Here is a 24,696-nt window from a genome sequence, read left to right as displayed (position 1 = left end):
TTAGACCCACACGGGGTCGGGATCGGGATAACGGATGCGATGGCACAGTGTCGTGGCGGCCTCGGGCCCGGCTACCCGCGGCATCACCCGCGGCAGATCCTCGAAACGATCCTCGCCGCTGATCAGGACCTCCAGCGCCGGATCGGCGAGCAGCTCCAGCGCCAGCGCCAGACGCCGGTGGTAATCCCAGCGCGCGGCGCGTGCCGGCGGGATACGGCCCACCTGGCTGCTGCGCAGCTCCAGACGCCGCGAATGGAACCCGGCGCCCAGCGGCAGGCTGACCGGCGCATCGCCATACCAGCTGGCCTCCACCACCCGGGCCTCGGTGCCCGCCAGCTCCAGCGCCTGCACCAGCCCGTCGCCCTGACCGCTGCAATGGATCACCGCATCGCGCGACGCGGCCGGCAGGGTCTCGCGGGCCGCCGCCGGTGTGTGCAGGGTCAGCCCCAGCGCCCGCGCCGGTTCCGCCCGCGCGGGCTCGGGGTCAATCAGATCCACCCGGGCGCCCGGGATCGCACGGATCAGCCAGGCGCACAGGAACCCGACCACGCCCGCACCGATCACCGCCACCCGGTCGCCGGGACCCACCCCGGCGTCCCACACGATGTTCACGGCCGTTTCCATGTTCGCCGCCAGTACCGCGCGCGCGTCCGGGACGGCGTCCGGGATCGGCACCAGCATGGAATCCGGTGCGTTGTAACGGTCCTGGTGCGGATGCAGACAGAACACCCGTTCGCCGGCACGCTCGCCGGACTCGACCACGCCCGCGCTGATGTAGCCGTATTTCACCGGCGCCGGGAAGTCCCCTTCCTGCAGCGGTGCCCGCATCGCGGTGTACTGATCCGGCGGTACCCGCCCGCGGAACACCAGCGACTCGGTGCCGCGCGAGATCGCGCCATAGCGGGCCCGCACCCGGCACTCCCCGGAGGCCGGCGGCGGCAATTGCGCATCGCGGATCTCGCCCTCGCCGGGCGCGGTGATCCAGAAGGCTCGTGCGCGGTTCATGCGGGCTTTCGCGACCAGAGGGACACTGCGCCATCCTCCCGGTGAATGAAGCCTGCAGTGTAGCCGAGGAAAGCCCGTCCATGCCCGCCCCCACCGCCCTGCACAGGCCGCTCCGCGCCACCGATCTGGTTCTCGGCGGACTGCTGGCGCTGGGCGTTGCGACGCTCATTACGGCCCTGACCCCGGTCGCCCCCGCTCTGCTGCCCGCAACCGCCCTGCTCTGGGCGCTGCTGTGGGGGCTGCTGGTGACCGGTGCCAGGCACGCCGGCGGTCTGCCCGCGGTCCCCGGCCCCGGCAACCGCGTAACCCTGATGCGCGCGGCCCTCGCGGCCCCGGTCGGGGGCCTGGCGCTCCTCGCACCGATGCCCGCGCTCCCCCTGCCCGATGCCGGACTGGCCTGGGTCGTCGTCCTCGCCCTGCTGGTGCTGTTACTGGATGGGCTCGACGGGGCCGTGGCTCGGCGCAGCGGCACCGCGTCGGCATTCGGTGCGCGCTTCGACATGGAACTGGACGCAGCACTCATCCTCGCGCTGTCCGTGCTTGCGTGGCAGCCCGGACCCGCTGGCCCCTGGGTGCTGGCGATCGGGGCCATGCGCTATCTGTTCGTGCTGGCCGGGCGCGCACTGCCCTGGCTGCGCGCGGAGCTGCCGCCCAGCCGGCGGCGCCAGGCGGTATGCGTGCTGCAAACCCCGGCCCTGCTGGTCGCCCTCGCCCCGGCGGTTTCGACGTCAGTTGCCATCGCCGCCGCGGGCTTCGCCCTCGCCGCGCTGACGGTTTCATTTGCCGTGGATATCGTCTATCTGTATCGGAAGAAGTCCGGTTCACGCCCACAGGCCCCGGAGGAGACACCATGAGCCATCGATTCCCCACCCTGGCCGCCACGGCCCTGTTGACCCTGGCGTGGATGTTGCCCGGCGCCAGCCTGGCGATGGACGAATGGGAGATCGACACCGAGCACTTCGCGGTCGGGTTTCTGGTGGATCATGCCGGATACGCCCGGGTGCTCGGCATGTTCCTCGAGGCCGAGGGGGCCTTCATGTTCGATCCGGACACGGGCGAGCTGGGAGAAGGGTACTTCGTGGTACAGACCGACAGCGTGTTCTCCAACCACGAGGAACGCGACGATCATCTGCGCAGCGATGACTTCCTCGACGTGGAAAACCATCCGGAGATGCGCTTCATCGCCACGGACTACGAACCCACCGGGGAGGACAGCGGGCAGCTGACCGGTGATCTGGAACTGCTGGGCGAAACCCGGCCGATCACCCTGGACGTAACCATCAACAAGGTCGGACGCTACCCGTTTCCGCTGGGCGGCATCTTCTCCCGCCCCTACGTGCTGGGCGCCTCGATGCGGGGCGAATTCCAGCGCAGCGACTTCGGCATGGACTACGGTCTGATCCGGGACATCGTGGGGGACACGGTGGAACTGATCATCGAATTCGAAGCGCAGCGGCAGTAGCTGCCCGCAGCAACCGCCCGGGAAAATTCGGAGACCCGAGCCGAGTCTCCGAGACTGCCTTCAGGCCGTGGTGTTGACCAGCGTACCGACGTTGTCGGGCAACGCCTCTGCCGCGCCGGCCGTCGCCTGCACACCGGCATTCCCCAAAGTTTCGGGCATGCCTTCGATCAACTGCGTCACCGCAGCCTCTTCGGCCTCCATGGCACGATTCATCACCGCGATATCCTTCTGCTGCATCAGGTTTGCCTGCTGCAGCTGCACGGATTGAGAAACCGCTGCATTGACATCCATGGGCACCTCCTTCGCATTGGCGGGCACTTCCGAATACACAAACCGCCCGCACCGGCGCTAACGGCAGGTCCCGGTCATCCTTGAGCCTCGTCTCCGGCCATCTTTGCCTCTGCCACCGGGCGCGCCGTGAACCGCCGCATCACGCCCCGCGCGACCCGATCCTGCGGATCGATGGCAAACCCTGCCGCCTCCACGCTCGCCTCGGTATCCCGGTTGGGATGACAGCCCCCCGCCACGCAGGTCCAGGCCGGCTGCACCCGGTCCTGCATGCGGGCGAGCATCGGCCGTGTATGCCGCACGTGCTCCAGCATCCGCAGTTCCCCGTCTGCCCGCAGGACCCGGCGCACCTCGCCCAGAGCAGCCGGCGGATCCTGCACCGAACAGAACACCAGCCCGGATACCACCGCATCGAACTGCCCCTCGACGAACGGCAGGGCCTCGGCGCGGGCCACCACCAGCGGCACCCCGGGGGCGCGGCGTCGCGCACTCCGCAACGCGAGGAAGTCCGGCTCCACGCCGATGACTTCCGCCCCCTGCGGATACAGCGGCAGATTGCGCCCGGTTCCGCAACCGACCTCCAGGATCCGTCCCCGGGCCCCGGATACCAGGCGCATCCGCCAGCGACGCAGGCCCAGCGCATCGGCCAGCACCATGAAGCCATCGTAAAGCCAGGGGATCTGTTCCAGTCCGCGCATGTCCGTCGTTCCGTATTGATTCACCGCCAGAGAAACCGTGAACTGTATCGCATGTCGCACCCGCAACCGGAACCTCTCTCCGGTTATCCCGTCACAGCTAACGAGTGGTGACGAAAAACCCTCCACGGGTGTTTCCGTAACCCCGGTCACGATGTGGCCACTGCATGGTGTTGACCCGGTCCCCGACCGGTACACCGAGACAACCGACTCCCTCCGTCACACGGTTGTTTCAGTACTTTGAGCCCGGCTTCCGGCCGGGCTTCTTTTTTTCGCCCTTCCCATCCGCCGCCCCTTCAATTGACACGGATCAACAAAGAAGCGGTCTGGATCCCCTCTGCGATGCGCAACCCGGCTCATTCTGTTACATGGTAGAGGGTTATATCTCCACTATCGGAAAGGGTGTTCCCCATGACCAGCCTCAACTGGAGCTCCAATCTGGAACTCGGCCTGGATGTGATCGACGAACAGCACAAGCGGATCTTCGAATACCTGCAGCAGACCGAACATGCGATCGCCACCGAGAACGAACAGGAAGTGCGCGAGGTGGTGGACGGACTGCTCGACTACACCTCGTCCCACCTGGTGTTCGAAGAGGGCCTGATGGAGAAGGCCGGTTACCCGGCCCTGGATGCCCACCGCAAGGTGCACGAGGCCTTTGCCGCACGCATCGAGAAGCTGCGCGGGGAACTGGAGCAGGGGCACGACACGTTCGGCGTGGCACGCAAGATCCGCTCGGATCTGGGCCTGTGGCTGATGAACCACATCAAGCGCGATGACCTCGACTATGTCCCCTATGTCCGACCGATCCTGGAAGGGAGCTGGCTGTCGCGCTGGAAGAAAAAGATCTTCGGCGGCTGATTCCGATTCCGGACCAGAACGAAAAAGGCCCGGATCCAGCGGTACTGGATCCGGGCCTCCGGAATATGGCGTCCCCACGGGGATTCGAACCCCGGTCGCTGCCGTGAAAGGGCAGTGTCCTAGGCCTCTAGACGATGGGGACGCAGAGGCAACGTCATGTTGCAAACTAGTCAGGAGGTCCTTGCGGCCTTTCACTTCCGCGGCTGCCTTTCGGACGATGCAGGATGGTTGTCACCACACCGTTGAAAACCAGCAGGAACCCCAGCGGGACCATTGCGACCAGTGGCTTGGACCATGTCTGCTCACCGGCAAACATCAACCCGAAACCGCCGAACAATCCCACAATCGACAAAACCAGCCCAACGTAGATGGAGATCATTCCAAAACGATGCATCGCTGATCCTGCCATTCGCCGTAATGGTGGAGCCAGGCGGGATCGAACCGCCGACCTCCTGCATGCCATGCAGGCGCTCTCCCAGCTGAGCTATGGCCCCGTAACCGGCGAGGTGCGTAATGTAGCCACACCCCTTTTTTCTGTCAACCCGCTTGCGCGGAAATCTTCGCGATGGCCCGCTCGATCCGTTCCAGCGAGCGCTCGCGCCCGATCAGCACCAGCGTGTCGTCGATCGGTGGCGATACAGTACCGCCCGTCAGCGCCACACGCAATGGCTGAGCAACCTTCCCGAGCTTGAGGTCGAGGCGTTCGGCCGTATGCTGCACCACTTCGTGCAGCGTTTCTTTCTCCCAGGCACCCAGGGCACTGAAGCCGTCGTGCAGGGTTTGCAGTACCTCGCGGGCCTCCGGCGTCAACTGCTTGCGTTCGGCCTTCGGATCGTATTCCTCAAAGTCGCGATAGAAATACACGCTGTTCTCGGCCATCTCGCGCAGCGTACGCGCCCGCTCCCGCTGCGCCAGCACCACCTGCCGCAGTTCCGGCCCCTCGGCGGGGTCCACGCCCAGCTGGCCCAGGTGCCAGCCCAGCTCCAGCGCCACATGGTCGGGGTCAAGGCTCTTGATGTAGTGCTGATTCAGCCACAGCAGCTTGTCGGGGTTGATGGCCGAGGCCGACTGATTGACGTCCTCGATATCGAACAGCCGCACCAGCTCGTCCAGCGAAAAGATCTCCTGGTCCCCGTGGGCCCAGCCCAGACGCACCAGATAGTTCAGCAGCGCCTCGGGCAGGTAGCCCTCCTCGCGGAACTGCATCACCGACACCGCCCCGTGGCGCTTGGACAGCTTGGCGCCGTCCGGGCCCATGATCATCGGCAGGTGGCCGTAGCGCGGCGGCTCCACACCCAGGGCCTTGAGGATATTGATCTGGCGCGGGGTGTTGTTGAGATGGTCGTCGCCACGCACCACATGGCTGATGCCCATGTCCATGTCGTCCACCAGCACCGTGAGGTTGTAAGTCGGCGAACCATCGGAGCGGGCAATGATCAGGTCATCCAGTTCGCTGTTCTGGAACGCCACCTTGCCGCGCACCATGTCATCAACGACGGTCGCGCCCTCGTCCGGGGTGCGGAAACGGATCACCGGATCCACGCCCTCGCGCGGTTCGGTACGCGCACGGCAGCGGCCATCGTAGCGAGGCTTTTCCTTGCGCGCCTTCTGCTCCTCGCGCATCACGTCCAGCTCTTCCTTCGTGCAATAGCAGCGATAGGCGTGGCCGGAGGCCAGCAGCTGGTCGATCACCTCGCGGTACCGGTCGAAATGCTCGGTCTGGTAGAACGGGCCGTGGTCATAGGTCAGCCCCAGCCAGTTCATGCCCTCGAGGATCGCATTCACCGATTCCGCGCTGCTGCGTTCGAGATCGGTGTCCTCGATGCGCAGCACGAATTCGCCACCGTGGTGACGGGCGTACAGCCAGGAGAACAGCGCGGTGCGGGCACCGCCGATGTGCAGATAACCGGTCGGGCTGGGGGCAAAACGGGTACGAAAGGCCATGCGCGAACACTCGCTTCCGGTAGTCAAAAGGGCCGCCTAGGGTAGCAGAACGACCCGACCCCATACGCCTTTCATGGACTACACTCGAATGGAACCCCCAGCAGACCCGAATGCGGATCCAAGGAACTGCCATGAGAAGCTTCCCGTTTCCCCGAGTATCCAGCCTGGCCCTCCTGGCCGGCGGACTGGCCCTGGCCTCCGGGGCCCTTGCCGACCTCGAACGTATCGCCGCCCCGGAGGATGCCGAGGTCTATTTCATCAGCCCGCAGGACGGTGACACCGTGGAAGGCCCGGTACACGTCCAGATGGGCCTGCGTGGCATGGGCATCGCTCCGGCTGGTGTGGAGGCCGACGACACCGGTCATCATCACCTGCTCGTGAACAAACCACTGGACGAGGTTGATCTCGACGCCTCCCTGCCATTCACCGATCACAAGCACCACTTCGGAGGTGGCCAGACCGAAGGGGAAATCGAACTGGAGCCCGGGACTCACACCCTGCAGCTCCTGTTCATGGACTACCGCCATATCAGCTTCGATCCCCCACTGGTCTCCGAAGAGATCACCATCACCGTCGAATAACCGTTACGGCCACACGGGCTCCATAACGCACAAAAAAGCCCCCTCCACGCATGGAGGGGGCTTCGATGCAGGGATTCGCATCAACGCTCAGGCGCTGCGCGACCCCCCCGTGCATCACGGCAGGGCCGGGATGGTGATATCAGGCATCTCGCCGGTCAGGGCATGCATGAACGCCTCGATGTCTTCCAGCTCGTCTTCCGTGAAGTCGGTGTCCAGCATCTCCTGACCCATGATCTCAATGGCTTCCTTGAGCGTTTCCGTCTCGCCATTGTTCATGTAGGGGTAGGTCAGGGCCACGTTGCGCAACGTCGGGGTCTTGAAGGCGTACTTGTCGCGTTCCTCCCCGGTCACCAGATAGCGCCCCTTGTCCTCGGAGCCGGGCACCTGGATCCGGTGGAAATTCGAGTCGGTCAGCGCCGGGCCGCGATGACAGGCCACGCAGCCGTTGTCCGCGAACAGGGCCATGCCGCGCTTCTGCTGCTCGGTCATCGCATCCTCGTCACCCACCAGCCAGCGGTCCAGATCGGAGTTCGGCGTATTCAGGGTGCGCTGGAACGAAGCCAGGGCCTTGGCCACGTGATCGGTGTTCACGACGTTGTCGCCGTCATAGTCCGGGTACGCCGCGTCGAACATCTCGATGTACTCGGGGAACTCCTCCAGGCGCGCGATCGCCTCTTCCAGCGGCATCGCCATTTCCACGGCGTCCTGGATCGGACCCAGGGCCTGGCCTTCCAGGTCATCTTCGCGGCCGTCCCAGAACTGGGCCTCGAAGAAGCCGGAGTTCAGCACCGTCGGACTGTTGCGCTCGCCGACCTGGCCGTCGTGGCCGACCGCGCGCGGGATGCGGTCGCCCCAGCCCAGCGCCGGGTTGTGGCAGGTGGCGCAGGAGATCACGCCCGAGCTGGAGATCCGCGGCTCGAAGAACAGGAACTTGCCCAGCTCCACTTTCTCGTCGGTCAGGGAATTGTCGGCCGGGATCGGCGGCAGGGCCGGCAGCGGCTCGAACATGTCACGGTATTCGTCGTAGTCACCGGCGAACGCGGGGGCGGACAGCCCCAGGGCCACCGCAGTACAGGCCGACAGCAGCAGGCCACGGAAGATGCGGTTGTTCTGCATGGTGCACTCCTTTTTATTTTGGCGGACACATCCCCTGCCGGGGCGCGGAAGAGAATGCGTGGACTCAGTCTAAAAGAAGTGTTTGCTGTAGAAGGGCCCCTGGCAGCGTAATCCCGCTTAAAGTTGACACGGATCAACCTGTCGGCGATTTGCAGCGACGCCTCCCCCCGGTTAGAGTCCGCTCGCCTTCAGGTGCCCCGGCGTTGTAACGCCGGGGATAATCGGGAAGCCGGTGCGTGAATGAACGTTCGCAATGCCGGCACTGCCCCCGCAACGGTAGGCGGAGACAGGCGGATCCAGTGCCACTGCGGCGCATCCACGGGATGCCCGCGGGAAGGCGATCCGCCCGGGATGCCCTGCACCCCCTTCGCGAGTCCGGAGACCGGCCTGGAGGAAACCCGACGCCGCGGCGGGCGGCCGAGCGGGACGGGGCCGGCGTGTCCGCCCCCTTCCCCCTGCTCCCTTGCCCGACTGCCGGCGTCGTTTCATCCACGGCGTGCGGGGTCGCGCGCCCGGGGAGACACTGATTGCATCGCACGCCCGCGCTCGAGTCGCTTTTGCGTGCGAACAAGGCGCGGTGACCGCCGTGCAGTCATTCTGCACAAGGGAGCCGCAACGCCGTGCGCGCGCAAAAGCGGCCGAGCCCCTTCGGGGTTGGTGCCTCATGTTCCCCGGTCCTGCGTTGCGCCGCTTGCGGGTAGAACCACTACCCGCTGCACGACGCGCCTTGTCTCGGAAAACAGGAGGTACCAACGCGGGCGTGCGATGCAATCAGTGTCTCCCCAAGGGAGCATCACAACAATGAAAGCTATCCATCTCCGACCGGGGCGGCCTGCCGTGCCGGCCCTGGCTACCCTGTGCCTGGTGACGGCCACGGGCATCGCGCCGGCGCAGGCCGGTTTCGAATTCGGCGACGCGGAGGACGACCTGCAGGTCACCCTGGACCCGCTGATCCTGGGCCGCTACAGCTACGAACATGATCCGGACAACTCCAGCAGCGAATTCGATTTCCGGCGCGCCTGGCTGGACACCTCGGGCACCCTGTTTCACCCCGAACTGAGCTTTCGCCTGCAGCCGGATTTCAGCAACGGCGAGGTGTCCATGCGTGACATCTGGCTGGAATACAGCCCGGGCGAACACCTGGGCCTGCGGGCGGGCCAGTTCACCGTGCCCTTCGGTCTGGCGCGGGACATCGGCGGTCCCAACCGCCTGTTTACCGAACTGAGCATCGCCGGCAACCAGTTCGAGATTCCGGCCGGACGCGACACCGGCCTCGCCCTGCTGGGCGGCGCGGGCGACGACCGCGCCTGGGCGGTCGGGATATTCGATGGCCGCGGCCGTCTCGATCAGCGCGACGACCGGCCCTCCACCTCCGGACACCTGTTCAGCGCCCGCGGCGCCTGGGCCCCGGTGGGGTCGGTCCCGCGCGACAACACCACGGTGGGCCGGGCCGTGGAGCGCACCGTGGCCCTGGGCGCCGGCCTGCAGGCCGCCAGCCGCAACCACCTGCGCGACTGGAGCCGCGGGCAGGAAGACACGGTCGACCGTCAGCGCGCCGACTGGGTCACCGCCACCGCCGACGCGGTGGTCAAGTTCGGCCATACCTCGCTGTCGCTGGCGGCCTACCGCCGCGATGTTTCCCCCGACCGCACCGCGAGCTACCACGACCTGGGAGCCGAGCTGGAACTGGCGCAGTCGCTGCCGCTGGAGGGCCTCGAGCTCGCCGCCCGCCACGCGGTACTGCGCCACGACGCCGGCGACGATCTGGACGGGGACGAGCGCTGGCAGTGCGAATGGGGCGCCGGCCTCAACTGGTACCACCGGGGGCAGCGGCAGAAGACCCAGCTCATGTGGCTGGACCGCGACACCGACACCTCGAACTGGCAGCTGCACCTGCAGCACCAGTTCCGCTTCTGAACAAACAGGGAAAATCGCCATGAAACGGATGCCATCCACGCGCCGGCCGCTGACGGCCGGCCTGTCGCTGGTCCTGCTGCTCGCAGCGACCGGTACCGCCGGCGCGGAAGACGAGATCAGCGTGCCGATGCCGGGCCCCTGGGGCGAAGACTACGCGGAGACCCTGGACGACCCGGCCGGTGTGGACGCCACCGAGGCCTTCCAGCGCTTCCGTCAGCAGAGCATGCAGGGGACCTCGGCCACCTACCGCAGCATCGAGCAGATCCTGCGCTACGACGCGCCGTTCGCCGAGCGCCTGCCCGAGCTGGCCGAAGAGATGGCGCAGCGGGCCGCGGACGTCGACACCTGGTTCGCGCGCGAGACCCCGGCGCAGGCCGGCGAACCCGGCGCCCTGCCCGCGGCCTGGGAGGACCCGGAGTTCGCGGACTACAAGGCGTCCTACCGCGAGGCCGCCGAGCGGCTGCAGAGCAAGGTGGAGGCGGCCGACGACCTGGAGGACAAGGCCTTTCAGCTACGCGCCACCGAGGCGCTGAACGGCGTACGCCACCAGTGCCTCGCCTGCCACGACCACTACCGCCGCCGCTGAACCACGCGGAAAACGCCGAAACCGGGGCCGCCGCCCGGCGGTCCCCTTTCCGTTATCCTGACCAGGAGCCCCACCTTCGCCTGCAAGCAGGCTCCTACATCGTCGCGAACTTGTAGGACCTGCTTGCAGGCGAAAAGCCCCGTGCCCCACAACACCCACCGGAGTCATTCCTGCCTGCGGAAGACCGGGGACGAGCCGCTCAGTCCCCGTCCATGCCGCGGTAACGGCGCACATGCGCCGGGTCGTACAGCGCACTGTCGCGGAAATCGCCCGGGTCCAGCGCCGGGCCCACCAGGATCAGCGCCGAGCGCCGTGTGGTCAGGGCCTGCGCCCGTTCCGCGATATTCCCCAGCGAACCGCGCACCACGGTCTCGTCCGGCCAGCTGGCGCGAAACACGATTGCCACCGGGCAGTCGCAGCCATAGTGCGGCCGCAGGTCCTCGACCACGCTCTCGATATTGTGCAGCGACAGGTGGATCGCGAGGGTCGCCCCGGTGGCGGCAAAACTTGCCAGCCGTTCGCGCTCCGGCATGGAGGACGCCCGTCCCGGCGTGCGCGTCAGCACCACCGACTGCGCCACCTCCGGCACCGTCAGTTCCCGCCCCAGGGTCGCCGCGGCGGCGGAGAATGCCGGCACGCCGGGCGTGATGCTGTACTCGATCCCGGCCGCCTCCAGCCGGCGGATCTGCTCGCCCAGCGCGCTGTAGACCGACAGGTCGCCGGAGTGCAGGCGCGCCACGTCGTGGCCCGCCGCGTGGGCGCGTTCGATCTCCTCCATGATCGCGTCCAGCGTCAGTGGCGCGGTGTTGACCACGCGCGCCCCCTCCGGGGCATGCTCCAGCACCGCCTCCGGCACCAGCGAACCGGCATACAGGCACACCGGGCAGGCCGCGATGCGATCCCTCCCGCGCAAGGTCAGCAGATCGGCCGCACCGGGCCCCGCTCCGACAAAATGAACCGTCATCACCCCTCCTCGAAATTCCCGTCCGTCTCGTTCACCGTGCGCACCGCGACCGCGCAGCTCGCCCGCGCGGAGAGCCGCCGCCGCAGCAGCAGGCGCGCCCCGTCGCCGGCCACCGCCAGCGCCGCCGCCTCCGCCACCGAACCGACCCCGGCGGCGGCACGCGAGCGCGCCGAGTCCGTGGACAGGGCAGCGTCGCGCGCGGCCAGCGCGGCCGCCGACGCAAACACCGGTTCCAGCTCCAGGTCGCGCGCGGCCGTCCACAGCACCGGGCTGTCGCCCTTGTGCGCCGGGGCCGCCAGCTGCCGGATCGCGATCGCCTCGCCGCCCCCCGCCCGCAACACGGCGTGCGCCTCGGCCAGCACCTCGCGAACCAGTGCCTCCAGCTCGCCGGCCGTGCAGGCCGAGGCGAAGCCGACGCCGGGGGTCACCCGGACACGCGCCCCGCTCGGCGTTTCCCTCAGCCCCGGCGCAGTGACCACAGGGTCACCGGCCGCAGCGGCTGCCAGCCGGCCATGCCGCCCAGCGGCTCCGCGCGGCTGACGTTGATCCGCGTGAGCTCGCCGCCGTGGCGCTCGTGCGCCGCCGCCAGCACCGCGTCCCCTTCCACGGTCACGCTGCTGGCGACCAGCCGCCCGCCCGGGCGCAGCTGGCCGATGCAGTGCTCCACCAGCCCCGGCGTGGTCAGCCCGCCGCCGATGAAGATCGCGTCGGGTGGCGGCAGGTCTTCCAGCACCTCCGGCGCCCGCCCGTGGATGCGCCGCAGCGCCGGCACCCCCAGCGTGCTGGCGTTGCGCGCGATGCGTTCCAGACGCTCCGCGCGCGGCTCGATGGCCACGGCGGTGTTGGCCGGATCCGCCAGCATCCACTCGATACCGATGGCACCGGAGCCCGCGCCCACGTCCCACAGCTGCTCGCCGCGCCCGGGCGCCAGCAGGGCCAGCGCCACCGCCCGCACCTCGCGCTTGGTGATCTGACCGTCCTGCTCGAACTGCGCCTCCGGCCGGCCGGCGCTGGCGGCCAGCACCTGCGCCGCCGGCCCGGCCCGGCATTCCAGCGCCACCGTGTTCAGCGCCTCGATCGCGACCTCCGGCCAGGCCCCGGCGCGCGCGCGGACGACCGCCTCGCGGTCCGCGCCCAGCGACTGCAATACGGTCAGGGTGGAATCGCCGAAGCCGAGCCCGGTCAGCCAGTGCGCCAGTTCCGCCGGGGTATCCCCGTCGCGGCTCAGGACCAGCAGTCGCGCGCCGTCATGCAGCCAGGGCCGCAGCGCCTCCATCGGCCGGCCGTGCACCGACAGGCAGCGGGTCTGCTGCAGCGGCCAGCCCATGCGCGCGGCGGCCAGGCTGAACGCCGAGGGCGCCGGCCAGACGCAGGTCTGCACGACCGGAAAACGCCGCAACAGGGTCGCGCCCACCCCGAACCAGAAGGGGTCGCCACTGGCGAGCACGCACAGCGGCTGCCCGGCGCGCGCCTCGATCCAGTCCAGTGCGGTCTCCAGCGGCGACGGCCACACCAGGCGCTCCTGCCCCGGCCGCTCCGGCAGCATCTCCAGATGCCTGGCGCCGCCGATCACCGTCGCCGCCGTGTCCAGCGCCATGCGGGCATCCGGGGCCAGCCCGGCGAGCCCTTCCGCGCCCACACCGACGATGTTCAGCCATGGCGCTCGCTCCTCGTTCGTGGCTAGACTGGTCATCCTCATGAGCTCCCGTTCATCCACCGATACCGCCCCCCGGGCAGCGCGCCCGCGGCAGATCCTGCTGCTGGGCGGCACCACCGAGGCCGCGGCGCTGGAACCGCTGCTGGACGGCCACCCGCGGCTGCACGCCACCGTGTCGCTGGCCGGACGCACGCGCAAACCGGCGCCCTCGCGACTGCCGCGGCGCACGGGCGGGTTCGGCGGCGCCGAGGGCCTCGCCGCCTGGCTGCGCGACCACGCCATCGACGCCGTGGTCGACGCCACCCACCCGTTCGCGCGGCAGATGTCGGCCAATGCCGTCGCCGCCACGCGCCACGCCGGCGTACCCCTGGCCCGGCTGACCCGGCCGCCGTGGCAGGCCGGCCCCGGGGATCACTGGCTGCGCGTGTCCGACCTGGAGGCCGCCGCCCGCGCGCTCCCCGGCCTCGGCCGGCGCGTGCTCATCACCACCGGGCGCCAGCACCTCGAGGCCTTCGCGGCCGCGCCCGAGCTGGACTACGTGATCCGCACCATCGACCCGCCGGAACCGCCGCCGGCGCTGCCCCGGGTCACCTGGCTGCGGGCCCGCGGCCCGTTCAGCCTGGCCGACGAGCACCGGCTGCTGGAGACCCACGCCATCGACGTGCTGGTCACCAAGGACAGCGGCGGCGCGGCCACCGCCCCCAAGCTGCAGGCCGCGCGCGAACGCGGCATCCCGGTGGTGATGGTGGACCGGCCGCCGGACGCCCCCGGGGTGCCCCGCTTCCACGCCCCGCAGGCGGCCCTGGAGTGGCTGGAAGGCCTCCCGCGCGTTCACCGCGACTCCGCCGACTCGACATAGCGCGGGGTGTACACATGGCGCCGGCCGGAGCGGCGCTCCAGCACCCGGGTGGAGGCGGCGCCGACGATCACCAGCGTGCTCATGTTGGCCGCCGCCGGATCCACCTCGCCGAGGGTGGAAACCCGCAGCTCCTCCCGCTCGCCGCGGCCCACCGCGGTGGCCAGCACCACCAGGGTGTCCGGGCCCTGGACCTCGCGCACGATGTCCAGTGCCGCGCCCAGCTGCCACGGTCGCGCGCGCGAGATCGGGTTGTAGAAGGCCATGGCGAAGTCGGCCTCGGCCGCCAGCCGCACCCGGCGCCGGATCAGCGACCACGGCTTGAGATTGTCCGACAGCGAGATCGCGCAGAAGTCGTTGCCCAGCGGCGCCCCCAGCCGCGCCGCGGCCGCCTGCATCGCCGACACCCCGGGCAGCACCTCCACCGCCACCGCATCCCAGCGGCCCGGCTCCGCGCCCTCCAGGGCCTCGAACACCGCCGCGGCCATCGCGAACACCCCGGGATCCCCCCCGGAGACCACCGCCACGTCGCGCCCCTCGGCGGCCATGTCCAGCGCATGCGCCGCGCGCGCCAGTTCCTCGCGGTTGTCGGAGGCATGCACGCGGTGATGGGCCCCGGCCACGCGCTCCAGGTACGGCCCGTAGCCGACCAGATCGGTGGCATCCGCGAGCAGCGCGGTCACCTCCGGCGTGATCCATTCGGGGCCGGCCGGGCCGACCCCGACCACGCTCAGACGCCCGCTCATCGCCGCACCCCCTCGCCGTGGATCACGATCAGGGAGAAATACGGCGCCTCCCCGGGCGTCTCCTCGAGCGCCTCGGCCAGCGGCCGCACGCGTTCCTCGTCGAAGCTCGCGCGTTCGATGTACCAGGCGCGCGCGGTCAGCCCCAGGCGCTCCAGCACGCGGCGGATCTTCGGCAGCTGCTTGCCGAGCTTCATGATCACCGCGGCCTGCGCGGGCGCGAGCGCCGCCTCCAGTTCCGCCTCCGGCAGCGTCCCCGGCACGACGCTCAGGGTGTCGTCGCGCATCACCAGCGGCGCCGGCAGTTGCGCCGCCGCGGCGATCGGCGAGATCACCCCGGGCACCACCTCGCTGCGAAAGCGCTCGCGCAGGCGCAGGTGCACGTGCATGAACGAACCGTAGAAATACGGATCGCCCTCGTTGAGCACGCAGACCGAACGGCCGGCCTCCAGATGGGCCGCCAGGCGTTCGGCGCACTGGTCGAAGAACGCCTCGATGCGGCTGCGGTAGCTCTCCTCCTGGTGGGCGATCTCGTTGGTCACCGGATACTCCAGCGCCTCCTCGATCTGCCCGGGACCGATGTGCGCATCCGCGATGCGCCGCGCCTGCCCGGTGGTCCCGCGCTTGCAGAAATACGCCACCACCGGCGCCTCGGCGATGCGCCGCGCGGCGCGGAAGGTCATCAGTTCGGGGTCCCCGGGGCCGGTGCCGACCCCGCAGAGCACCCCGGGTTCGATCGTTCCGGGTTCGACCGTTCCGGGCCCGCTCGTGTCCGCCGCACTCATGCCGGCTCCCTCCCCAGACCGTTGACCGCCCCGGCAGTGATCGCGCTGCCGCCGCGGCGCCCGGCCACGGTCAGGTATTGCAGCCCGAACGGGTTGTCCGCCAGCGCCTGTTTGCTCTCCACCGCGCCGACGAAGCCCACCGGGATGCCGATCACCGCCGCCGGGCGCGGCGCGCCGTCGCGCAGCATCTCCAGCAGGCGGAACAGCGCGGTGGGCGCATTGCCGATGGCCACCACGGCGCCGGCCAGTTCGGGACGCCACAGCTCCATCGCCGCCGCGCTGCGGGTGTTGTCCAGTTCGCGCGCCAGCTCCGGCACGCGCGCATCGCGCAGGGTGCAGCGCACCGGGTTGTCCGCCGGCAGGCGCGCGCGGGTGATGCCGTGGGCCACCATCTCGCTGTCGCACAGCACCGGGGCCCCGGCCTCCAGCGCCTGCCGGATCGCGCTGCCGGCACCCGGCGAGAAGCGGATGTCCTGCGCCAGGTCGGGCATGCCGCAGCTGTGGATCATGCGTTCCACCGCCGCCACAAGATCCGCCGGGAAGCGCTCCAGGTCCGCCTCGGCGCGGATGATCGCGAACGACTCCGCATAGATCGCCTTCCCGTCGCGCTCGTAGCGCCAGGCCTCAGTCTCCGTCACGTTCATCCTCCTCGCACAGCGCCGCGTCCACCGCGGCATTCCAGGCCTCGGGCCCGATCCGTTCCAGCATGGTCTGCAAATCCTCTCCAGCATTGCGCTGACGGGCGAACGCCCGCTCCAGCGCCGCGATCCGGGCGCGCGCCTCGGCCGGGGCCAGCCCGCTCCATTCAAGGGCCGCACCGGGCCGCGAGCGCAGCACCACGGCATGTCCGTCCGGCCGCGCGATCCACTCCAGCACCCCGCCATCCGTCCGCGGCGGCGCCGCGCAGCGCTTGTCGCAGGCGGAGACCTGCAGCCGCACCCCGCTCGCGGCCAGGGTCGGCATGCGCTGTACCAGCGCGGCGGCCTCGCTGCGCGCGGCGATGTGCGCCGAGGCGCAGCCCGGCTGCCCCACACAGGCATCCGCCGCCAGGCGCCGGTCGGCCGGCTCGGTCACCGCACCCAGTTCCCAAAGCAGTTGCTGCAGCTCCGGGGCGGCATCCGCGGCCACGCCGGTCACCAGCAGCGCCCGCCACGGCGTCAGGCGCAGGCCGCCGCCGCGCGGCTCCAGCCACGCGGCCAGACTCTCCAGCCGGTCGGCGTCGATCACGCCGAACGGGAAGACCGCCCCCACCCAGGCCCCGCCGGCCGCCACCCCGAGCCAGTCCCCGGCGCGCACCGGCGTGTCGGCGTTGGCAACCGCCCCCGGCGTCTCCCCCTCCGCGCCCGGCAGGCGCAGCGCCTCGCTCCCGGGCATGTCCAGCGCGTCGCGCAGCCGCCCCGGCGGCGGATCCAGCGCGGCGCGCTGCGCGAGGAACGCACGCAGGGTGCGCACCACCGCCGCCGGGGCATGCTGAGCCGAGACCTCGCCGAGCGGGGTCGCCGTGGCCGCGGTGCCTCCGGCCGCCAGGCGGAAACGAGACCCCGCGCCGGCGAGCGGATCCAGACGCAGATCCGCCGGCACCCCGCGCAGCGAGGCACGCCCGCCTCCGTCGACCACCACGCCCACCTTGGCCGGCAGACCCCGCAGCGCGGGCGCGTCGACGATCGCGGCGCTCACCGCGCGCGCCAGGGCCAGCACGTCCACCGCCTCCGGATCGAGGTCCGGCACCGGCGCCGCCAGCACGTTGCGCCGGGCCTCGCGCTCCGCCTGGGCATCCACCAGTCCGGTGGGGGCCAGGGCCGCGCGCGCCGCGTCCAGGTCGCCGGCCGCCACGCCGCGCAGCTGCAGGTTGCCGCGCAGGGTCAGTTCCAGTTCGCCGTTGCCCAGCCGCCGCGCGGTGTCCGCCAGCACCCGCGCCGCGGCCGCCCCCAGCCCCCCGATCGGGTGGCGCAGGCGCAGCAGATAGCCGTCCCCGGTGGCCATCGGCGCCGCCACCCCGGGGCAGGCCCCGCGCACCCGCGGCGGCTGCGGCGCCGCCGGACGGTTCATGAGCGCAGCCTCCGGCTGTGGGCCAGCAGATACCAGGCCCCGCCGGCGACCAGTACACAGGCGGCGGCCAGCACCGCGAAGGTCGTGGTCCAGGCGACCGCGCTGACCCCCAGCAGGCCGTGGCGGAATCCCTCGATCACGTAGTAGAGCGGGTTCAGCTGCGCGATCCCCTGCCAGGGATCGGCCAGGCGCTCCACCGGATAGAACAGCCCGCCGAGATAGATCAGCGGGGTCAGCACGAAGGTGCTGATCACCGAGGTGTGGTCGAAGCTGCGCGCGTACAGGCCGTTGATCAGGCCCGCCAGCGAGAACAGCACCGCGGTCAGCAGCGCGATCCCCAGCACCGCCCCGGCGTGGTGCAGCTGCAGATCGCTGAACGGCAGTGCCACCGCCAGCACCAGCGTCCCGGCCAGCAGCCCGCGCAGCACCCCGGCGGTGGCAAACCCGGCCACCACCAGCCACGCCGGCATCGGCGCCACCAGGATCTCCTCGATGTGGCGCTGCAGGCGCGCGCCGAACAGCGCGAGGCTGCTGTTGCCGTAGGCGTTGGTGACCACCGCCAGCATCACCAGGCCCGGCAGGATGAAGTCGGCATAGGGCACGCCGCCCAGGGTGCCGATCTCGCGCCCCACCAGATGCCCCAGCACCGCGAGAAACAGCACCGCGGTCACCAGCGACGGCAGCAGGTTCTGCACCCAGCCGCGCAGGAAGCGGCGCACCTGCTTCACCACCAGCCCGCGCCAGGCGTACCAGTACAAGGCGGCGTTGTGCATCGGGCTCATGCCGCGCCCTCCCCGCCGCGCTCGCGCAGCAGTTCGAGAAAGCGGGTCTCCAGCCGGTTGCCCTTCTCGCGCAGCCCGGCGATACGCACCCCGGCGGCGGTCAGTTCGGCGAACACCGGGTTCAGCTCGGTGCCGCGCGGCACGTCCACCTCCAGGGTGTGCGCATCCACCGGACGCAGGGTGCCGGCGGACAGCGCGAGCTCCCCGGGCCGCGCCAGCGGCTCGGCCAGTTCCACCACCAGGGTCTGGAAGCGCAGCCCGCGCAGCAGCTCGCCGGTGCCGCCGCGGGCAATGATGCGCCCGCCATCGATGATGGCCAGCTCGCGGCACAGGCGCTCGGCCTCCTCCAGATAATGCGTGGTCAGCAGGATGGTCACGCCGTCCGCGTTCAGTTCCTGCAGCAGGGTCCAGAGGTCGTGGCGGGCCTCCAGGTCGACGCCGGCGGTGGGTTCGTCCAGCACCAGCAGGCGCGGCTGGTGCACCAGCGCGCGCGCCAGCAGCAGGCGCCGCTTGAAGCCCCCGGACAGCCCCCAGGCGGTCTGCCGGCGGCGGTCGGCCAGCCCCAGGCGCTCGCACAGTTCGTCGGTGCGGCGGCGCGCCTGGCGCGGCGACAGCCCGTAGTAGGCGCCCTGGGTCTCGATGATCTCGCCCACCGGCTCGAAGCTGTTGAAATTGACCTCCTGCGGCACCAGACCGACCAGACGCCGCGCCGCCACCGGCTCGCGCGCGACGTCATGGCCGAAGATCCGCACCGTGCCACCCTCCAGACGCAGCAGCGAGGTCAGCAGCCCGATCAGGGTGGTCTTGCCAGCGCCATTCGGCCCCAGCAGGCCGAAGAACGCCCCCGGCTCGACGTGCAGGCTGACCCCGTCCAGGCCGACCCGGCCACCGCGATAGCGCTTGGCGAGGTCGTCGATGGCGATGGCCGGGGCGGTCATGGCGTCACCTCCGGGGCATCTGCGCCGTCACCGGCCGTCCCCACCACCCGGCCCTGGCGATCCACCGCGACCACCTCCAGCGTGGTATCGGGCAGCTGATAACTGCGCGCCTGCTCCAGGGCCAGCGCCGCGATGCGGTCCCCCAGTGCCACGCCGGCCTCCTGACAGGCGGCGAGGGCCTCGATGCTGGTGTTGCACCCGCGGATCCGCCGTGCCAGCGCGGCATCCGCCCCGGCGGCCGCGGCGGTGGCGGCGATGAAATCCAGGTCGATCGAGCTGCTGCGGCTGTGGGTATCCGGGTGTCCGGCGGCGAACTTGCCCAGCTTGGCGAAGCCCGCCACCAGCGCGACGCGCGGCAGCGGCTGGCGCCGCAGGTATTTGAGCGCCGCGCCGAAGAAATCGCCCATCTCCACCAGCCCCATCTCGTCCAGCCCGTAGCGCTCGCGCGCGACGCGTTCGCTGGTGCCGCCGGTGCAGCAGGCGACCTGCGGCAGGCCGTTGGCCCGCGCCACGTCGATGGCCTGGTGGATGGAGGCGATGTAGGCGGAACAGGAGAAGGGCCGCACGATGCCGGTTGTGCCGAGGATGGAGATGCCGCCGAGGATGCCGAGGCGCGGATTCATGGTGCGCCGGGCGATGCGTTCGCCGCCATCCACGCCGAGCGTGACCCGGAACCCGCCCGCATGGCCCAGCTCGCGGGCCAGGCGTTCGAGGTGGTCGGTGATCATCCGCCGCGGCACCGGGTTGATCGCCGGTTCCCCCGGCGCCAGCACCAGACCGCTGCGGGTCACCGTGCCCACCCCGGGTCCGGCGACGAAGGTCACCCCCGCGTCCGGCCGCGGCTCCACCCGCGCCCGGATCCGGGCGCCGTGGGTGGCATCGGGATCGTCGCCGGCGTCCTTGATGACCGCCGCCTCGGCACCGCCCGGAACCCGCTCCAGCGCCGCCAGCGCCAGGCTGACCACCCGGCCACGCGGCAGCACCACCTCCTCGCTCGTGGTCGCGCCGCCACCCAGCGCCAGCCGCGCCGCCCCCAGGGCCGCCGCGGTCGCGCTGGTGCCGGTGGTCAGGCCGGTGCGCAGCGGTGCGGTGCCGTCACGGCTCTCCGCGCGCATCGCTCCGGGTTGCGCGCCCGGCTCGGGTACGGGTTCAACCATGGATCCCGTCAACCGCGCCGAGGTCCATCGCGGGCGCCCCGGAACCATCGCCGGTCAGCCGGGCACGTTCGCCCACCACGTCGCCCACGATCAGCAGGCTGGGCGACTCCAGCGCGAGCGCCGCGGTGCGCCCGGGCAGGTCCCCCAGGGTGCCGGCGACCACGCGCTGTCCCGGCCGGGTCCCGTGCTCGACGATGGCGGCGGGCCGCGTGGCCGGGGCGCCGGCGGCGACCAGCCCGGCACAGATCTCCGCCAGCGGGTTCAGCCCCATGTAGATCACCACCGTCTGCCGCGGGGCGGCCAGCGCCTCCCAGTCCAGCTCGGTACTGCCATTGCGCCGGTGCGCGGTCACGAACTGGCAGCGATGGGCATGATCGCGGTGGGTCAGCGGGATGCCGGCGAACGCCGCGCAGCCACCAGCCGCGCTGATGCCGGGGATGACCCGCACCGGGATGCCGGCCGCCGCCAGCGCCGCCGCCTCCTCGCCACCACGGCCGAAGACATACGGGTCCCCGCCCTTCAGTCGCACCACGTAACGCCCCTCGCGGGCGCGCTCGATCATCAGCGCGTTCAGCTCCTCCTGGCGCAGGCTGTGGTTGGAGCGCGCCTTGCCCACATAGCAGCGTTCGGCGCCGGGGTTGGCCATCGCGAGGATCGCCTCGGGGATCAGGCGGTCGTGCAGCAGCACCTCGGCATCGCGCAGCGCCGCGGCCGCGTCCAGCGTCAGCAGCCCGGGATCACCCGGCCCGGCGCCGACCAGATCTACGCGGCCGGCGGCCGGCGTGCTGTCCGCGAATGCCCGGCTCATGACGCAAACAGGGCCGCGGCCGCCTCCGGATTGGAGGGGAACCAGGCGTGCAGATAGGTGGCGGTCAGCCGGCCGTCGCGGTAGACCGCCTCGCCGGTGGAACCGGCGCCGCGGGCACGGGTGCAGTGCGCGACGGGTTCCACCCCGACCTCGGCCCGGGTGTGGTGGAAGGTGTGGCCGCGCAGCTCGCCCTCCGGCAGCGGCGCGGCCTGCAGCCCGAGGCCCTGCAGCTTGTCCTCCAGACGCGCATGCCCCGGCAGCAGACCGGCCATGGGCGCGGCATGGCCGTCGCGGTCCGCCAGCTCTTCCAGCAGATAGAGGAAGCCGCCGCACTCGGCCAGGATCGGCCGGCCGGCCGCGTGATGCGCGGCCAGGTCCGCCTTCAGGCCGGTGTGGGCCGCCAGTGCCTCCAGGTGCAGCTCGGGATAGCCGCCGGGCAGCCACACCGCATCCACCTCGGGCAGGCGATCGCCGGCCACCGGGGAGAAGAACTCCAGCCGCGCGCCCTGTGCGCGCAGGAACTCGAGGTTGCCCGGATAGGTGAAGGCGAACGCCGCGTCGCGGGCGATGCCGATGCGCAGCCCGTCCAGCCGCGTGGCCCGTTCGGTCCCGGAGTGCGAGTCGGGCTCCGCCCCCGCGTCCGGACCGGGGGCGAACGCCACCGGCGCCGGCAGCTCGGTCACCCCGGCCTCGGCGATCGCCTGCGCGGCGGCCTCCAGACGGGCGTCCAGGTCCGCGACCTCGCCGGCCTGCACCAGCCCGAGGTGGCGGTCGGGCACGCTCAGGGCCTCGTTGCGCTGGATCGCGCCGAAGAAATGCACGCCATCCGGGGTGGCATCGCGCAGCATGCGTCCGTGTCCCGGGCTGCCGGTGCGGTTGGCGATCACCCCGGCCAGCGGCATCTCCGGGCGCCAGGTCGCCAGCCCGTGCACGATGGCGCCGAAGGTCTGGGCCATGCCGCCGGCATCCACCAGCGCCAGCACCGGCAGGCCGAAGGCCACCGCCAGATCGGCACCCGAAGGGTCGCCGTCGAACAGGCCCATGGAGCCCTCGACCAGGATCAGGTCCGCATCCTGTGCGGCGGCATGCAGCTTCGCCCGGCAGGCCGCCTCGCCCACCATCCACAGATGCAGCGGATCCACCGGATACCCGGAGGCCTGCTCCAGGATCATCGGGTCGAGGAAATCCGGGCCGGTCTTGAACACCCGCACCCGGCGCCCCTGGTTGCGGTGGTAACGCGCGATCGCGGCGGTGACCGTGGTCTTGCCCTGCCCCGAGGCCGGCGCCGCCACGAACGCGGCCGGACAGCTCACCGGGGCATTCATGCCGACACCTCCACCTGCAGGCCGGCCACCTGCCGGATCCGACGCCGGCCCGGTCGAAGACCGCGCGCGGTCAGGCCTCGCTCGCGGGAGGCGCCGTATCCGGCGGCGCATCCTCGAAGATGCGCCCGCCTTCCAGTGTCAGGCCGACGCTGCGCAGCTCCACGGCATCCCCCGTGGCATCGCGCCCCGTGGCATCGCACGCTTCGTGCGTGTACAGCACCCAGTGATCCTCCGGGTCCCGCCGGTAGAGCTCCACCGCGCCGCTGGCCGGGTCGATCATCAGGTATTCCTGCAGCGAGGCCAGGGAACGGTAGGCGGCGAACTTCGCCCCGCGGTCGAAGGCCTCGGTCGACGGCGACAGGACCTCCACCACCAGCAGCGGGGCCTGCTTGTACTGCTCGCGCCCCCGGTCCTGCGGATCGCAGGTCACCATCACGTCCGGATAGAAGAAGGCATCGGCCGCTTCCACCCGCAGCTTCATGTCCGCGATGAAGGTCCGGCAGGGTCCGCCGCGCAGGTGTTCGCGCAGGGCTGAAGCCACATTGAGCGAGATCGTCACGTGCCGATCCGAGGCCCCGCCCATCGCAAAGACCTCGCCGGCCACGAACTCGTGCTTCTCCGGCTGTTCGGCCTCCCACGCCAGAAAGGCGTCGGCATCCATCTGTGCGGGTTGCGGGTTGCCCATGCTGGAGTCTCCGGTTCGGGCCGTCATCCCCCTGATAGTAGCGCAGCGCCATGGCTGCCCGCAGCGTCCGCCGTGTCACAGCTCGATCCCCTTCTGCGCCTTGATGCCGGCCTGGAAGGCGTGCTTGACGACCTGCAGTTCGGTCACCGTGTCGGCGGCGTCGATCAGGCCCTGCGGGGCTGCGCGGCCGGTGGTGATCACGTGCTGCATCTCGGGGCGCGCGGTAAGGTCCCGCACCACCTCGTCGACATCCAGATAGCCGTACTTCAGCGCGATGTGCAGCTCGTCCAGCAGCACCAGGTCGATGCCCGGATCGGTCAGCATGTCGCGGGCGTGGGCCCAGGCCTCGCGCGCGGCCTCGCCATCCTTGTCGCGGTCCTGGGTCTCCCAGGTGTAGCCCTCGCCCATCACGTGATACTGCACGTTGTCCTGGCGCTTGAAGAAGGCCTCCTCGCCGGTGGCAAAACGGCCCTTGATGAACTGCACGATGCCCACCTGCATGTCGTGGCCCAGCGCGCGCGCCGCCATGCCGAAGCCGGAGGAGCTCTTGCCCTTGCCGTTGCCGGTCAGCACCAGGAACACACCGCGTTCCTCCTGCGCCTCGGCGATCTTGCGGTCCACCACTTCCTTCTTGCGCGCCATGCGCTCGGCGTGGCGGCGCGCGCGTTCGTCCTGTTCACTCATGGTCCTGTTCCTCGATTCGGTTTGCGGCCATCGGGCGGCCGGCTCGGGTGTGCTCAGTCGCCACCCTCGATCAGCAGCATGCGGCCGGTCTCCGGGTCGCGGTAGACCTGGCCCATGGATTCGAAGCCGGAGCCGGTCTCGCCGGCGCCGTCGGGCAGTTCGGGAACCTCCTCGCCGGCCTCGACCTCCACGCCACCGGCTTCCTGCTGTTCCAGCCCGTCGTCGGCGGCCACCAGGGCCACGATCAGGCCGACCGCGAACACCAGCATGATGTCCGCAAGGTTGGCCAGCGGCCCCATGGGTTCCTCGTCCGGGGCATCGAACCGGCTGGCACGGTAGTGCGGGACCCTCATGCCGCCTCCATGCGTTCCATCGCGCCGTCATACCAGCGCCGGCGCAGGCGGCCGAGCAGGAAGCCGAGGATACCGATCAGCAGCCCCAGGACCGTGGTGTTGAAGGCCACGGTCACCGCCTGCGCCAGTACGTCGAGTTCGCCCCGGCCCATGGCCGCCAGCCCCGGTCCCAGCGGGATCAGCGTCCCCATCAGCCCCAGCATCGGGCCGATGCGTGCCAGCAGGTCGGCACGGTCGATGCGCCGCCGCGCCAGGAACGCCAGCCGCTCGGCATTGCCGCTGACCTCCAGGCGCCGCACCCCGCCGGTGCGCTCGCCCACGGCCTGTCCCAGCTCCCAGACGGCCACCGCGACCAGCACCAGCAGGCCGATGATCACCGGCTCCAGCAGCCAGCTCACCACCGTGTCCATCAGTTCCATCGTGATCGAGAACGACATTCGCGTTACCTCATCAAT

The 24,696-nt window shown here is 70.6% G+C and carries 29 protein-coding genes, 2 tRNA genes and 1 riboswitch; of the genes, 7 read left to right on the top strand and 24 right to left on the bottom strand.

The window, feature by feature from the left end:
- Nucleotides 1-1,005 (bottom strand): zinc-binding alcohol dehydrogenase, encoded by a 1,005-nt coding sequence (locus D893_RS01260; protein WP_018946987.1) that lies wholly within the window; start codon nt 1,003-1,005, stop codon nt 1-3.
- Nucleotides 1,006-1,085: 80 nt separating this feature from the next.
- Between D893_RS01260 and D893_RS01255 the strand changes: the two genes are divergently transcribed.
- Both D893_RS01255 and D893_RS01250 read left to right on the top strand, forming a co-directional pair.
- Nucleotides 1,086-1,859 carry a CDP-alcohol phosphatidyltransferase family protein gene (locus D893_RS01255; RefSeq protein ID WP_110618971.1) on the top strand — a complete coding sequence of 258 codons (774 nt, stop codon included), beginning with the start codon at nt 1,086-1,088 and terminating at the stop codon, nt 1,857-1,859.
- On the top strand, nt 1,856-2,467 hold the full coding sequence (locus D893_RS01250; RefSeq protein ID WP_077243837.1) for a YceI family protein: 612 nt from the start codon (nt 1,856-1,858) through the stop codon (nt 2,465-2,467). Before D893_RS01255 ends, D893_RS01250 begins: the two co-directional genes overlap by 4 nt.
- A gap of 60 nt (nt 2,468-2,527) precedes the next feature.
- Here the strand turns inward: D893_RS01250 and D893_RS01245 are convergent, their stop codons facing one another.
- Both D893_RS01245 and D893_RS01240 read right to left on the bottom strand, forming a co-directional pair.
- On the bottom strand, nt 2,528-2,758 hold the full coding sequence (locus tag D893_RS01245; RefSeq protein WP_077243836.1) for a putative motility protein: 231 nt from the start codon (nt 2,756-2,758) through the stop codon (nt 2,528-2,530).
- Between the two features lie 74 nt (nt 2,759-2,832).
- Nucleotides 2,833-3,453, bottom strand: a complete 621-nt coding sequence (locus tag D893_RS01240; protein ID WP_077243835.1) for a class I SAM-dependent methyltransferase — start codon at nt 3,451-3,453, stop codon at nt 2,833-2,835.
- Between the two features lie 408 nt (nt 3,454-3,861).
- On the opposite strand from D893_RS01240, the gene D893_RS01235 reads away from it, so the two are divergent.
- Nucleotides 3,862-4,311, top strand: a complete 450-nt coding sequence (locus tag D893_RS01235) for a bacteriohemerythrin (RefSeq protein ID WP_018946982.1) — start codon at nt 3,862-3,864, stop codon at nt 4,309-4,311.
- Nucleotides 4,312-4,377: 66 nt separating this feature from the next.
- On the opposite strand, the gene D893_RS01230 is transcribed toward D893_RS01235, so the two are convergent.
- From D893_RS01230 to gltX, 4 genes are all read right to left on the bottom strand, one after another.
- Nucleotides 4,378-4,453: transfer RNA gene (locus D893_RS01230), tRNA-Glu, on the bottom strand.
- Nucleotides 4,454-4,477: 24 nt separating this feature from the next.
- Nucleotides 4,478-4,705, bottom strand: coding sequence for a hypothetical protein (locus D893_RS01225; protein ID WP_024329038.1), 228 nt, complete (start codon nt 4,703-4,705; stop codon nt 4,478-4,480).
- 24 nt (nt 4,706-4,729) lie between these two features.
- A tRNA-Ala gene (locus D893_RS01220) sits at nt 4,730-4,805 on the bottom strand.
- A gap of 43 nt (nt 4,806-4,848) precedes the next feature.
- Nucleotides 4,849-6,255 carry a glutamate--tRNA ligase gene (gene gltX / locus D893_RS01215; protein WP_110618970.1) on the bottom strand — a complete coding sequence of 469 codons (1,407 nt, stop codon included), beginning with the start codon at nt 6,253-6,255 and terminating at the stop codon, nt 4,849-4,851.
- A 131-nt stretch (nt 6,256-6,386) separates the two neighbouring features.
- On the opposite strand from gltX, the gene D893_RS01210 reads away from it, so the two are divergent.
- Complete coding sequence (locus D893_RS01210) at nt 6,387-6,836, top strand: DUF4399 domain-containing protein (RefSeq protein WP_018946980.1); 450 nt, start codon at nt 6,387-6,389, stop codon at nt 6,834-6,836.
- Between the two features lie 114 nt (nt 6,837-6,950).
- Here D893_RS01210 and D893_RS01205 read toward each other — a convergent pair whose 3' ends face one another.
- The gene (locus tag D893_RS01205; protein WP_018946979.1) at nt 6,951-7,952 is read right to left on the bottom strand and encodes a cytochrome-c peroxidase; all 1,002 of its coding nucleotides are present in this window, start codon (nt 7,950-7,952) and stop codon (nt 6,951-6,953) included.
- A 173-nt stretch (nt 7,953-8,125) separates the two neighbouring features.
- A riboswitch (cobalamin riboswitch) is annotated at nt 8,126-8,358 on the top strand.
- Between the two features lie 395 nt (nt 8,359-8,753).
- Between D893_RS01205 and D893_RS01195 the strand changes: the two genes are divergently transcribed.
- Nucleotides 8,754-9,869: a porin gene (locus tag D893_RS01195; protein ID WP_110618969.1), complete on the top strand. Its 1,116-nt coding sequence runs from the start codon at nt 8,754-8,756 to the stop codon at nt 9,867-9,869.
- Nucleotides 9,870-9,888: 19 nt separating this feature from the next.
- The gene (locus D893_RS01190) at nt 9,889-10,455 is read left to right on the top strand and encodes a cytochrome c (protein WP_024329035.1); all 567 of its coding nucleotides are present in this window, start codon (nt 9,889-9,891) and stop codon (nt 10,453-10,455) included.
- A 199-nt stretch (nt 10,456-10,654) separates the two neighbouring features.
- Here the strand turns inward: D893_RS01190 and cobM are convergent, their stop codons facing one another.
- Genes cobM through cbiE form a run of 3 tightly spaced genes read right to left on the bottom strand, consistent with a single transcriptional unit; the run spans nt 10,655 to nt 13,112 of the window.
- A complete protein-coding gene (cobM, locus tag D893_RS01185; protein ID WP_110618968.1) occupies nt 10,655-11,419 on the bottom strand; it encodes a precorrin-4 C(11)-methyltransferase in 765 nt (254 codons plus the stop codon).
- Nucleotides 11,419-11,847 (bottom strand): cobalamin biosynthesis protein, encoded by a 429-nt coding sequence (locus tag D893_RS01180; protein WP_110618967.1) that lies wholly within the window; start codon nt 11,845-11,847, stop codon nt 11,419-11,421. Before D893_RS01180 ends, cobM begins: the two co-directional genes overlap by 1 nt.
- 29 nt (nt 11,848-11,876) lie before the next feature.
- On the bottom strand, nt 11,877-13,112 hold the full coding sequence (cbiE, locus tag D893_RS01175) for a precorrin-6y C5,15-methyltransferase (decarboxylating) subunit CbiE (RefSeq protein ID WP_110618966.1): 1,236 nt from the start codon (nt 13,110-13,112) through the stop codon (nt 11,877-11,879).
- A gap of 4 nt (nt 13,113-13,116) precedes the next feature.
- Here cbiE and D893_RS01170 point away from each other — a divergent pair, with 4 nt between their 5' ends.
- Nucleotides 13,117-13,935 (top strand): cobalt-precorrin-6A reductase, encoded by an 819-nt coding sequence (locus D893_RS01170; protein ID WP_110618965.1) that lies wholly within the window; start codon nt 13,117-13,119, stop codon nt 13,933-13,935.
- Here the strand turns inward: D893_RS01170 and cobJ are convergent.
- The 13 genes from cobJ to D893_RS01105 form a co-directional block, all read right to left on the bottom strand.
- Nucleotides 13,908-14,678 carry a precorrin-3B C(17)-methyltransferase gene (gene cobJ / locus D893_RS01165; protein WP_110618964.1) on the bottom strand — a complete coding sequence of 257 codons (771 nt, stop codon included), beginning with the start codon at nt 14,676-14,678 and terminating at the stop codon, nt 13,908-13,910. The genes D893_RS01170 and cobJ overlap by 28 nt on opposite strands.
- The gene (locus D893_RS01160) at nt 14,675-15,460 is read right to left on the bottom strand and encodes a precorrin-2 C(20)-methyltransferase (protein ID WP_110618963.1); all 786 of its coding nucleotides are present in this window, start codon (nt 15,458-15,460) and stop codon (nt 14,675-14,677) included. Before D893_RS01160 ends, cobJ begins: the two co-directional genes overlap by 4 nt.
- The gene (locus D893_RS01155) at nt 15,457-16,104 is read right to left on the bottom strand and encodes a precorrin-8X methylmutase (protein ID WP_168409921.1); all 648 of its coding nucleotides are present in this window, start codon (nt 16,102-16,104) and stop codon (nt 15,457-15,459) included. Before D893_RS01155 ends, D893_RS01160 begins: the two co-directional genes overlap by 4 nt.
- On the bottom strand, nt 16,085-17,509 hold the full coding sequence (cobG, locus tag D893_RS01150; protein WP_110618962.1) for a precorrin-3B synthase: 1,425 nt from the start codon (nt 17,507-17,509) through the stop codon (nt 16,085-16,087). The genes D893_RS01155 and cobG overlap by 20 nt, the downstream gene beginning before the upstream one ends.
- On the bottom strand, nt 17,506-18,291 hold the full coding sequence (locus D893_RS01145) for an ABC transporter permease (protein WP_077244977.1): 786 nt from the start codon (nt 18,289-18,291) through the stop codon (nt 17,506-17,508). Before D893_RS01145 ends, cobG begins: the two co-directional genes overlap by 4 nt.
- Nucleotides 18,288-19,229 (bottom strand): ABC transporter ATP-binding protein, encoded by a 942-nt coding sequence (locus D893_RS01140; RefSeq protein ID WP_110618961.1) that lies wholly within the window; start codon nt 19,227-19,229, stop codon nt 18,288-18,290. The genes D893_RS01145 and D893_RS01140 overlap by 4 nt, the downstream gene beginning before the upstream one ends.
- The gene (locus tag D893_RS01135) at nt 19,226-20,344 is read right to left on the bottom strand and encodes a cobalt-precorrin-5B (C(1))-methyltransferase (RefSeq protein WP_110618960.1); all 1,119 of its coding nucleotides are present in this window, start codon (nt 20,342-20,344) and stop codon (nt 19,226-19,228) included. The genes D893_RS01140 and D893_RS01135 overlap by 4 nt, the downstream gene beginning before the upstream one ends.
- A 34-nt stretch (nt 20,345-20,378) precedes the next feature.
- Nucleotides 20,379-21,194 (bottom strand): uroporphyrinogen-III C-methyltransferase, encoded by an 816-nt coding sequence (gene cobA / locus D893_RS01130; protein ID WP_018946965.1) that lies wholly within the window; start codon nt 21,192-21,194, stop codon nt 20,379-20,381.
- Nucleotides 21,191-22,519 (bottom strand): cobyrinate a,c-diamide synthase, encoded by a 1,329-nt coding sequence (locus D893_RS01125; RefSeq protein ID WP_110618959.1) that lies wholly within the window; start codon nt 22,517-22,519, stop codon nt 21,191-21,193. The genes cobA and D893_RS01125 overlap by 4 nt, the downstream gene beginning before the upstream one ends.
- A gap of 70 nt (nt 22,520-22,589) precedes the next feature.
- A complete protein-coding gene (locus D893_RS01120; protein WP_110618958.1) occupies nt 22,590-23,204 on the bottom strand; it encodes a Uma2 family endonuclease in 615 nt (204 codons plus the stop codon).
- A 75-nt stretch (nt 23,205-23,279) separates the two neighbouring features.
- Nucleotides 23,280-23,888: a cob(I)yrinic acid a,c-diamide adenosyltransferase gene (cobO, locus tag D893_RS01115; protein ID WP_018946962.1), complete on the bottom strand. Its 609-nt coding sequence runs from the start codon at nt 23,886-23,888 to the stop codon at nt 23,280-23,282.
- Nucleotides 23,889-23,941: 53 nt separating this feature from the next.
- Nucleotides 23,942-24,241, bottom strand: coding sequence for a DUF2149 domain-containing protein (locus D893_RS01110; RefSeq protein ID WP_110618957.1), 300 nt, complete (start codon nt 24,239-24,241; stop codon nt 23,942-23,944).
- Nucleotides 24,238-24,678, bottom strand: a complete 441-nt coding sequence (locus D893_RS01105) for a MotA/TolQ/ExbB proton channel family protein (RefSeq protein WP_024329023.1) — start codon at nt 24,676-24,678, stop codon at nt 24,238-24,240. Before D893_RS01105 ends, D893_RS01110 begins: the two co-directional genes overlap by 4 nt.
- Nucleotides 24,679-24,696 lie beyond the last annotated feature (18 nt).

Source organism: Thioalkalivibrio sp. ALE21, assembly GCF_003208255.1.
In the GTDB taxonomy this organism is placed as follows: Bacteria; Pseudomonadota; Gammaproteobacteria; order Ectothiorhodospirales; family Ectothiorhodospiraceae; genus Thioalkalivibrio; species Thioalkalivibrio halophilus.
The sequence above is the reverse complement of the archived record's forward strand: the minus strand, read 5'-3'. Positions and strand labels throughout refer to the sequence as shown.

Coding starts and splice junctions, on each gene's coding strand:
- D893_RS01170 (WP_110618965.1), top strand. CDS start 13,117: ATGAGCTCCCGTTCATCCACCGATACCGCCCCCCGGGCAGCGCGCCCG.
- D893_RS01205 (WP_018946979.1), bottom strand. CDS start 7,952: ATGCAGAACAACCGCATCTTCCGTGGCCTGCTGCTGTCGGCCTGTACT.
- cobJ (WP_110618964.1), bottom strand. CDS start 14,678: ATGAGCGGGCGTCTGAGCGTGGTCGGGGTCGGCCCGGCCGGCCCCGAA.
- D893_RS01235 (WP_018946982.1), top strand. CDS start 3,862: ATGACCAGCCTCAACTGGAGCTCCAATCTGGAACTCGGCCTGGATGTG.
- D893_RS01225 (WP_024329038.1), bottom strand. CDS start 4,705: ATGCATCGTTTTGGAATGATCTCCATCTACGTTGGGCTGGTTTTGTCG.
- D893_RS01160 (WP_110618963.1), bottom strand. CDS start 15,460: ATGAGTGCGGCGGACACGAGCGGGCCCGGAACGGTCGAACCCGGAACG.
- cobM (WP_110618968.1), bottom strand. CDS start 11,419: ATGACGGTTCATTTTGTCGGAGCGGGGCCCGGTGCGGCCGATCTGCTG.
- D893_RS01250 (WP_077243837.1), top strand. CDS start 1,856: ATGAGCCATCGATTCCCCACCCTGGCCGCCACGGCCCTGTTGACCCTG.
- D893_RS01140 (WP_110618961.1), bottom strand. CDS start 19,229: ATGACCGCCCCGGCCATCGCCATCGACGACCTCGCCAAGCGCTATCGC.
- D893_RS01255 (WP_110618971.1), top strand. CDS start 1,086: ATGCCCGCCCCCACCGCCCTGCACAGGCCGCTCCGCGCCACCGATCTG.
- gltX (WP_110618970.1), bottom strand. CDS start 6,255: ATGGCCTTTCGTACCCGTTTTGCCCCCAGCCCGACCGGTTATCTGCAC.
- D893_RS01260 (WP_018946987.1), bottom strand. CDS start 1,005: ATGAACCGCGCACGAGCCTTCTGGATCACCGCGCCCGGCGAGGGCGAG.
- D893_RS01135 (WP_110618960.1), bottom strand. CDS start 20,344: ATGCGCGCGGAGAGCCGTGACGGCACCGCACCGCTGCGCACCGGCCTG.
- cobG (WP_110618962.1), bottom strand. CDS start 17,509: ATGAACCGTCCGGCGGCGCCGCAGCCGCCGCGGGTGCGCGGGGCCTGC.
- D893_RS01110 (WP_110618957.1), bottom strand. CDS start 24,241: ATGAGGGTCCCGCACTACCGTGCCAGCCGGTTCGATGCCCCGGACGAG.
- D893_RS01120 (WP_110618958.1), bottom strand. CDS start 23,204: ATGGGCAACCCGCAACCCGCACAGATGGATGCCGACGCCTTTCTGGCG.
- cbiE (WP_110618966.1), bottom strand. CDS start 13,112: ATGACCAGTCTAGCCACGAACGAGGAGCGAGCGCCATGGCTGAACATC.
- D893_RS01210 (WP_018946980.1), top strand. CDS start 6,387: ATGAGAAGCTTCCCGTTTCCCCGAGTATCCAGCCTGGCCCTCCTGGCC.
- D893_RS01240 (WP_077243835.1), bottom strand. CDS start 3,453: ATGCGCGGACTGGAACAGATCCCCTGGCTTTACGATGGCTTCATGGTG.
- D893_RS01245 (WP_077243836.1), bottom strand. CDS start 2,758: ATGGATGTCAATGCAGCGGTTTCTCAATCCGTGCAGCTGCAGCAGGCA.
- D893_RS01105 (WP_024329023.1), bottom strand. CDS start 24,678: ATGTCGTTCTCGATCACGATGGAACTGATGGACACGGTGGTGAGCTGG.
- D893_RS01195 (WP_110618969.1), top strand. CDS start 8,754: ATGAAAGCTATCCATCTCCGACCGGGGCGGCCTGCCGTGCCGGCCCTG.
- D893_RS01145 (WP_077244977.1), bottom strand. CDS start 18,291: ATGAGCCCGATGCACAACGCCGCCTTGTACTGGTACGCCTGGCGCGGG.
- D893_RS01155 (WP_168409921.1), bottom strand. CDS start 16,104: ATGAACGTGACGGAGACTGAGGCCTGGCGCTACGAGCGCGACGGGAAG.
- D893_RS01125 (WP_110618959.1), bottom strand. CDS start 22,519: ATGAATGCCCCGGTGAGCTGTCCGGCCGCGTTCGTGGCGGCGCCGGCC.
- cobA (WP_018946965.1), bottom strand. CDS start 21,194: ATGAGCCGGGCATTCGCGGACAGCACGCCGGCCGCCGGCCGCGTAGAT.
- D893_RS01190 (WP_024329035.1), top strand. CDS start 9,889: ATGAAACGGATGCCATCCACGCGCCGGCCGCTGACGGCCGGCCTGTCG.
- cobO (WP_018946962.1), bottom strand. CDS start 23,888: ATGAGTGAACAGGACGAACGCGCGCGCCGCCACGCCGAGCGCATGGCG.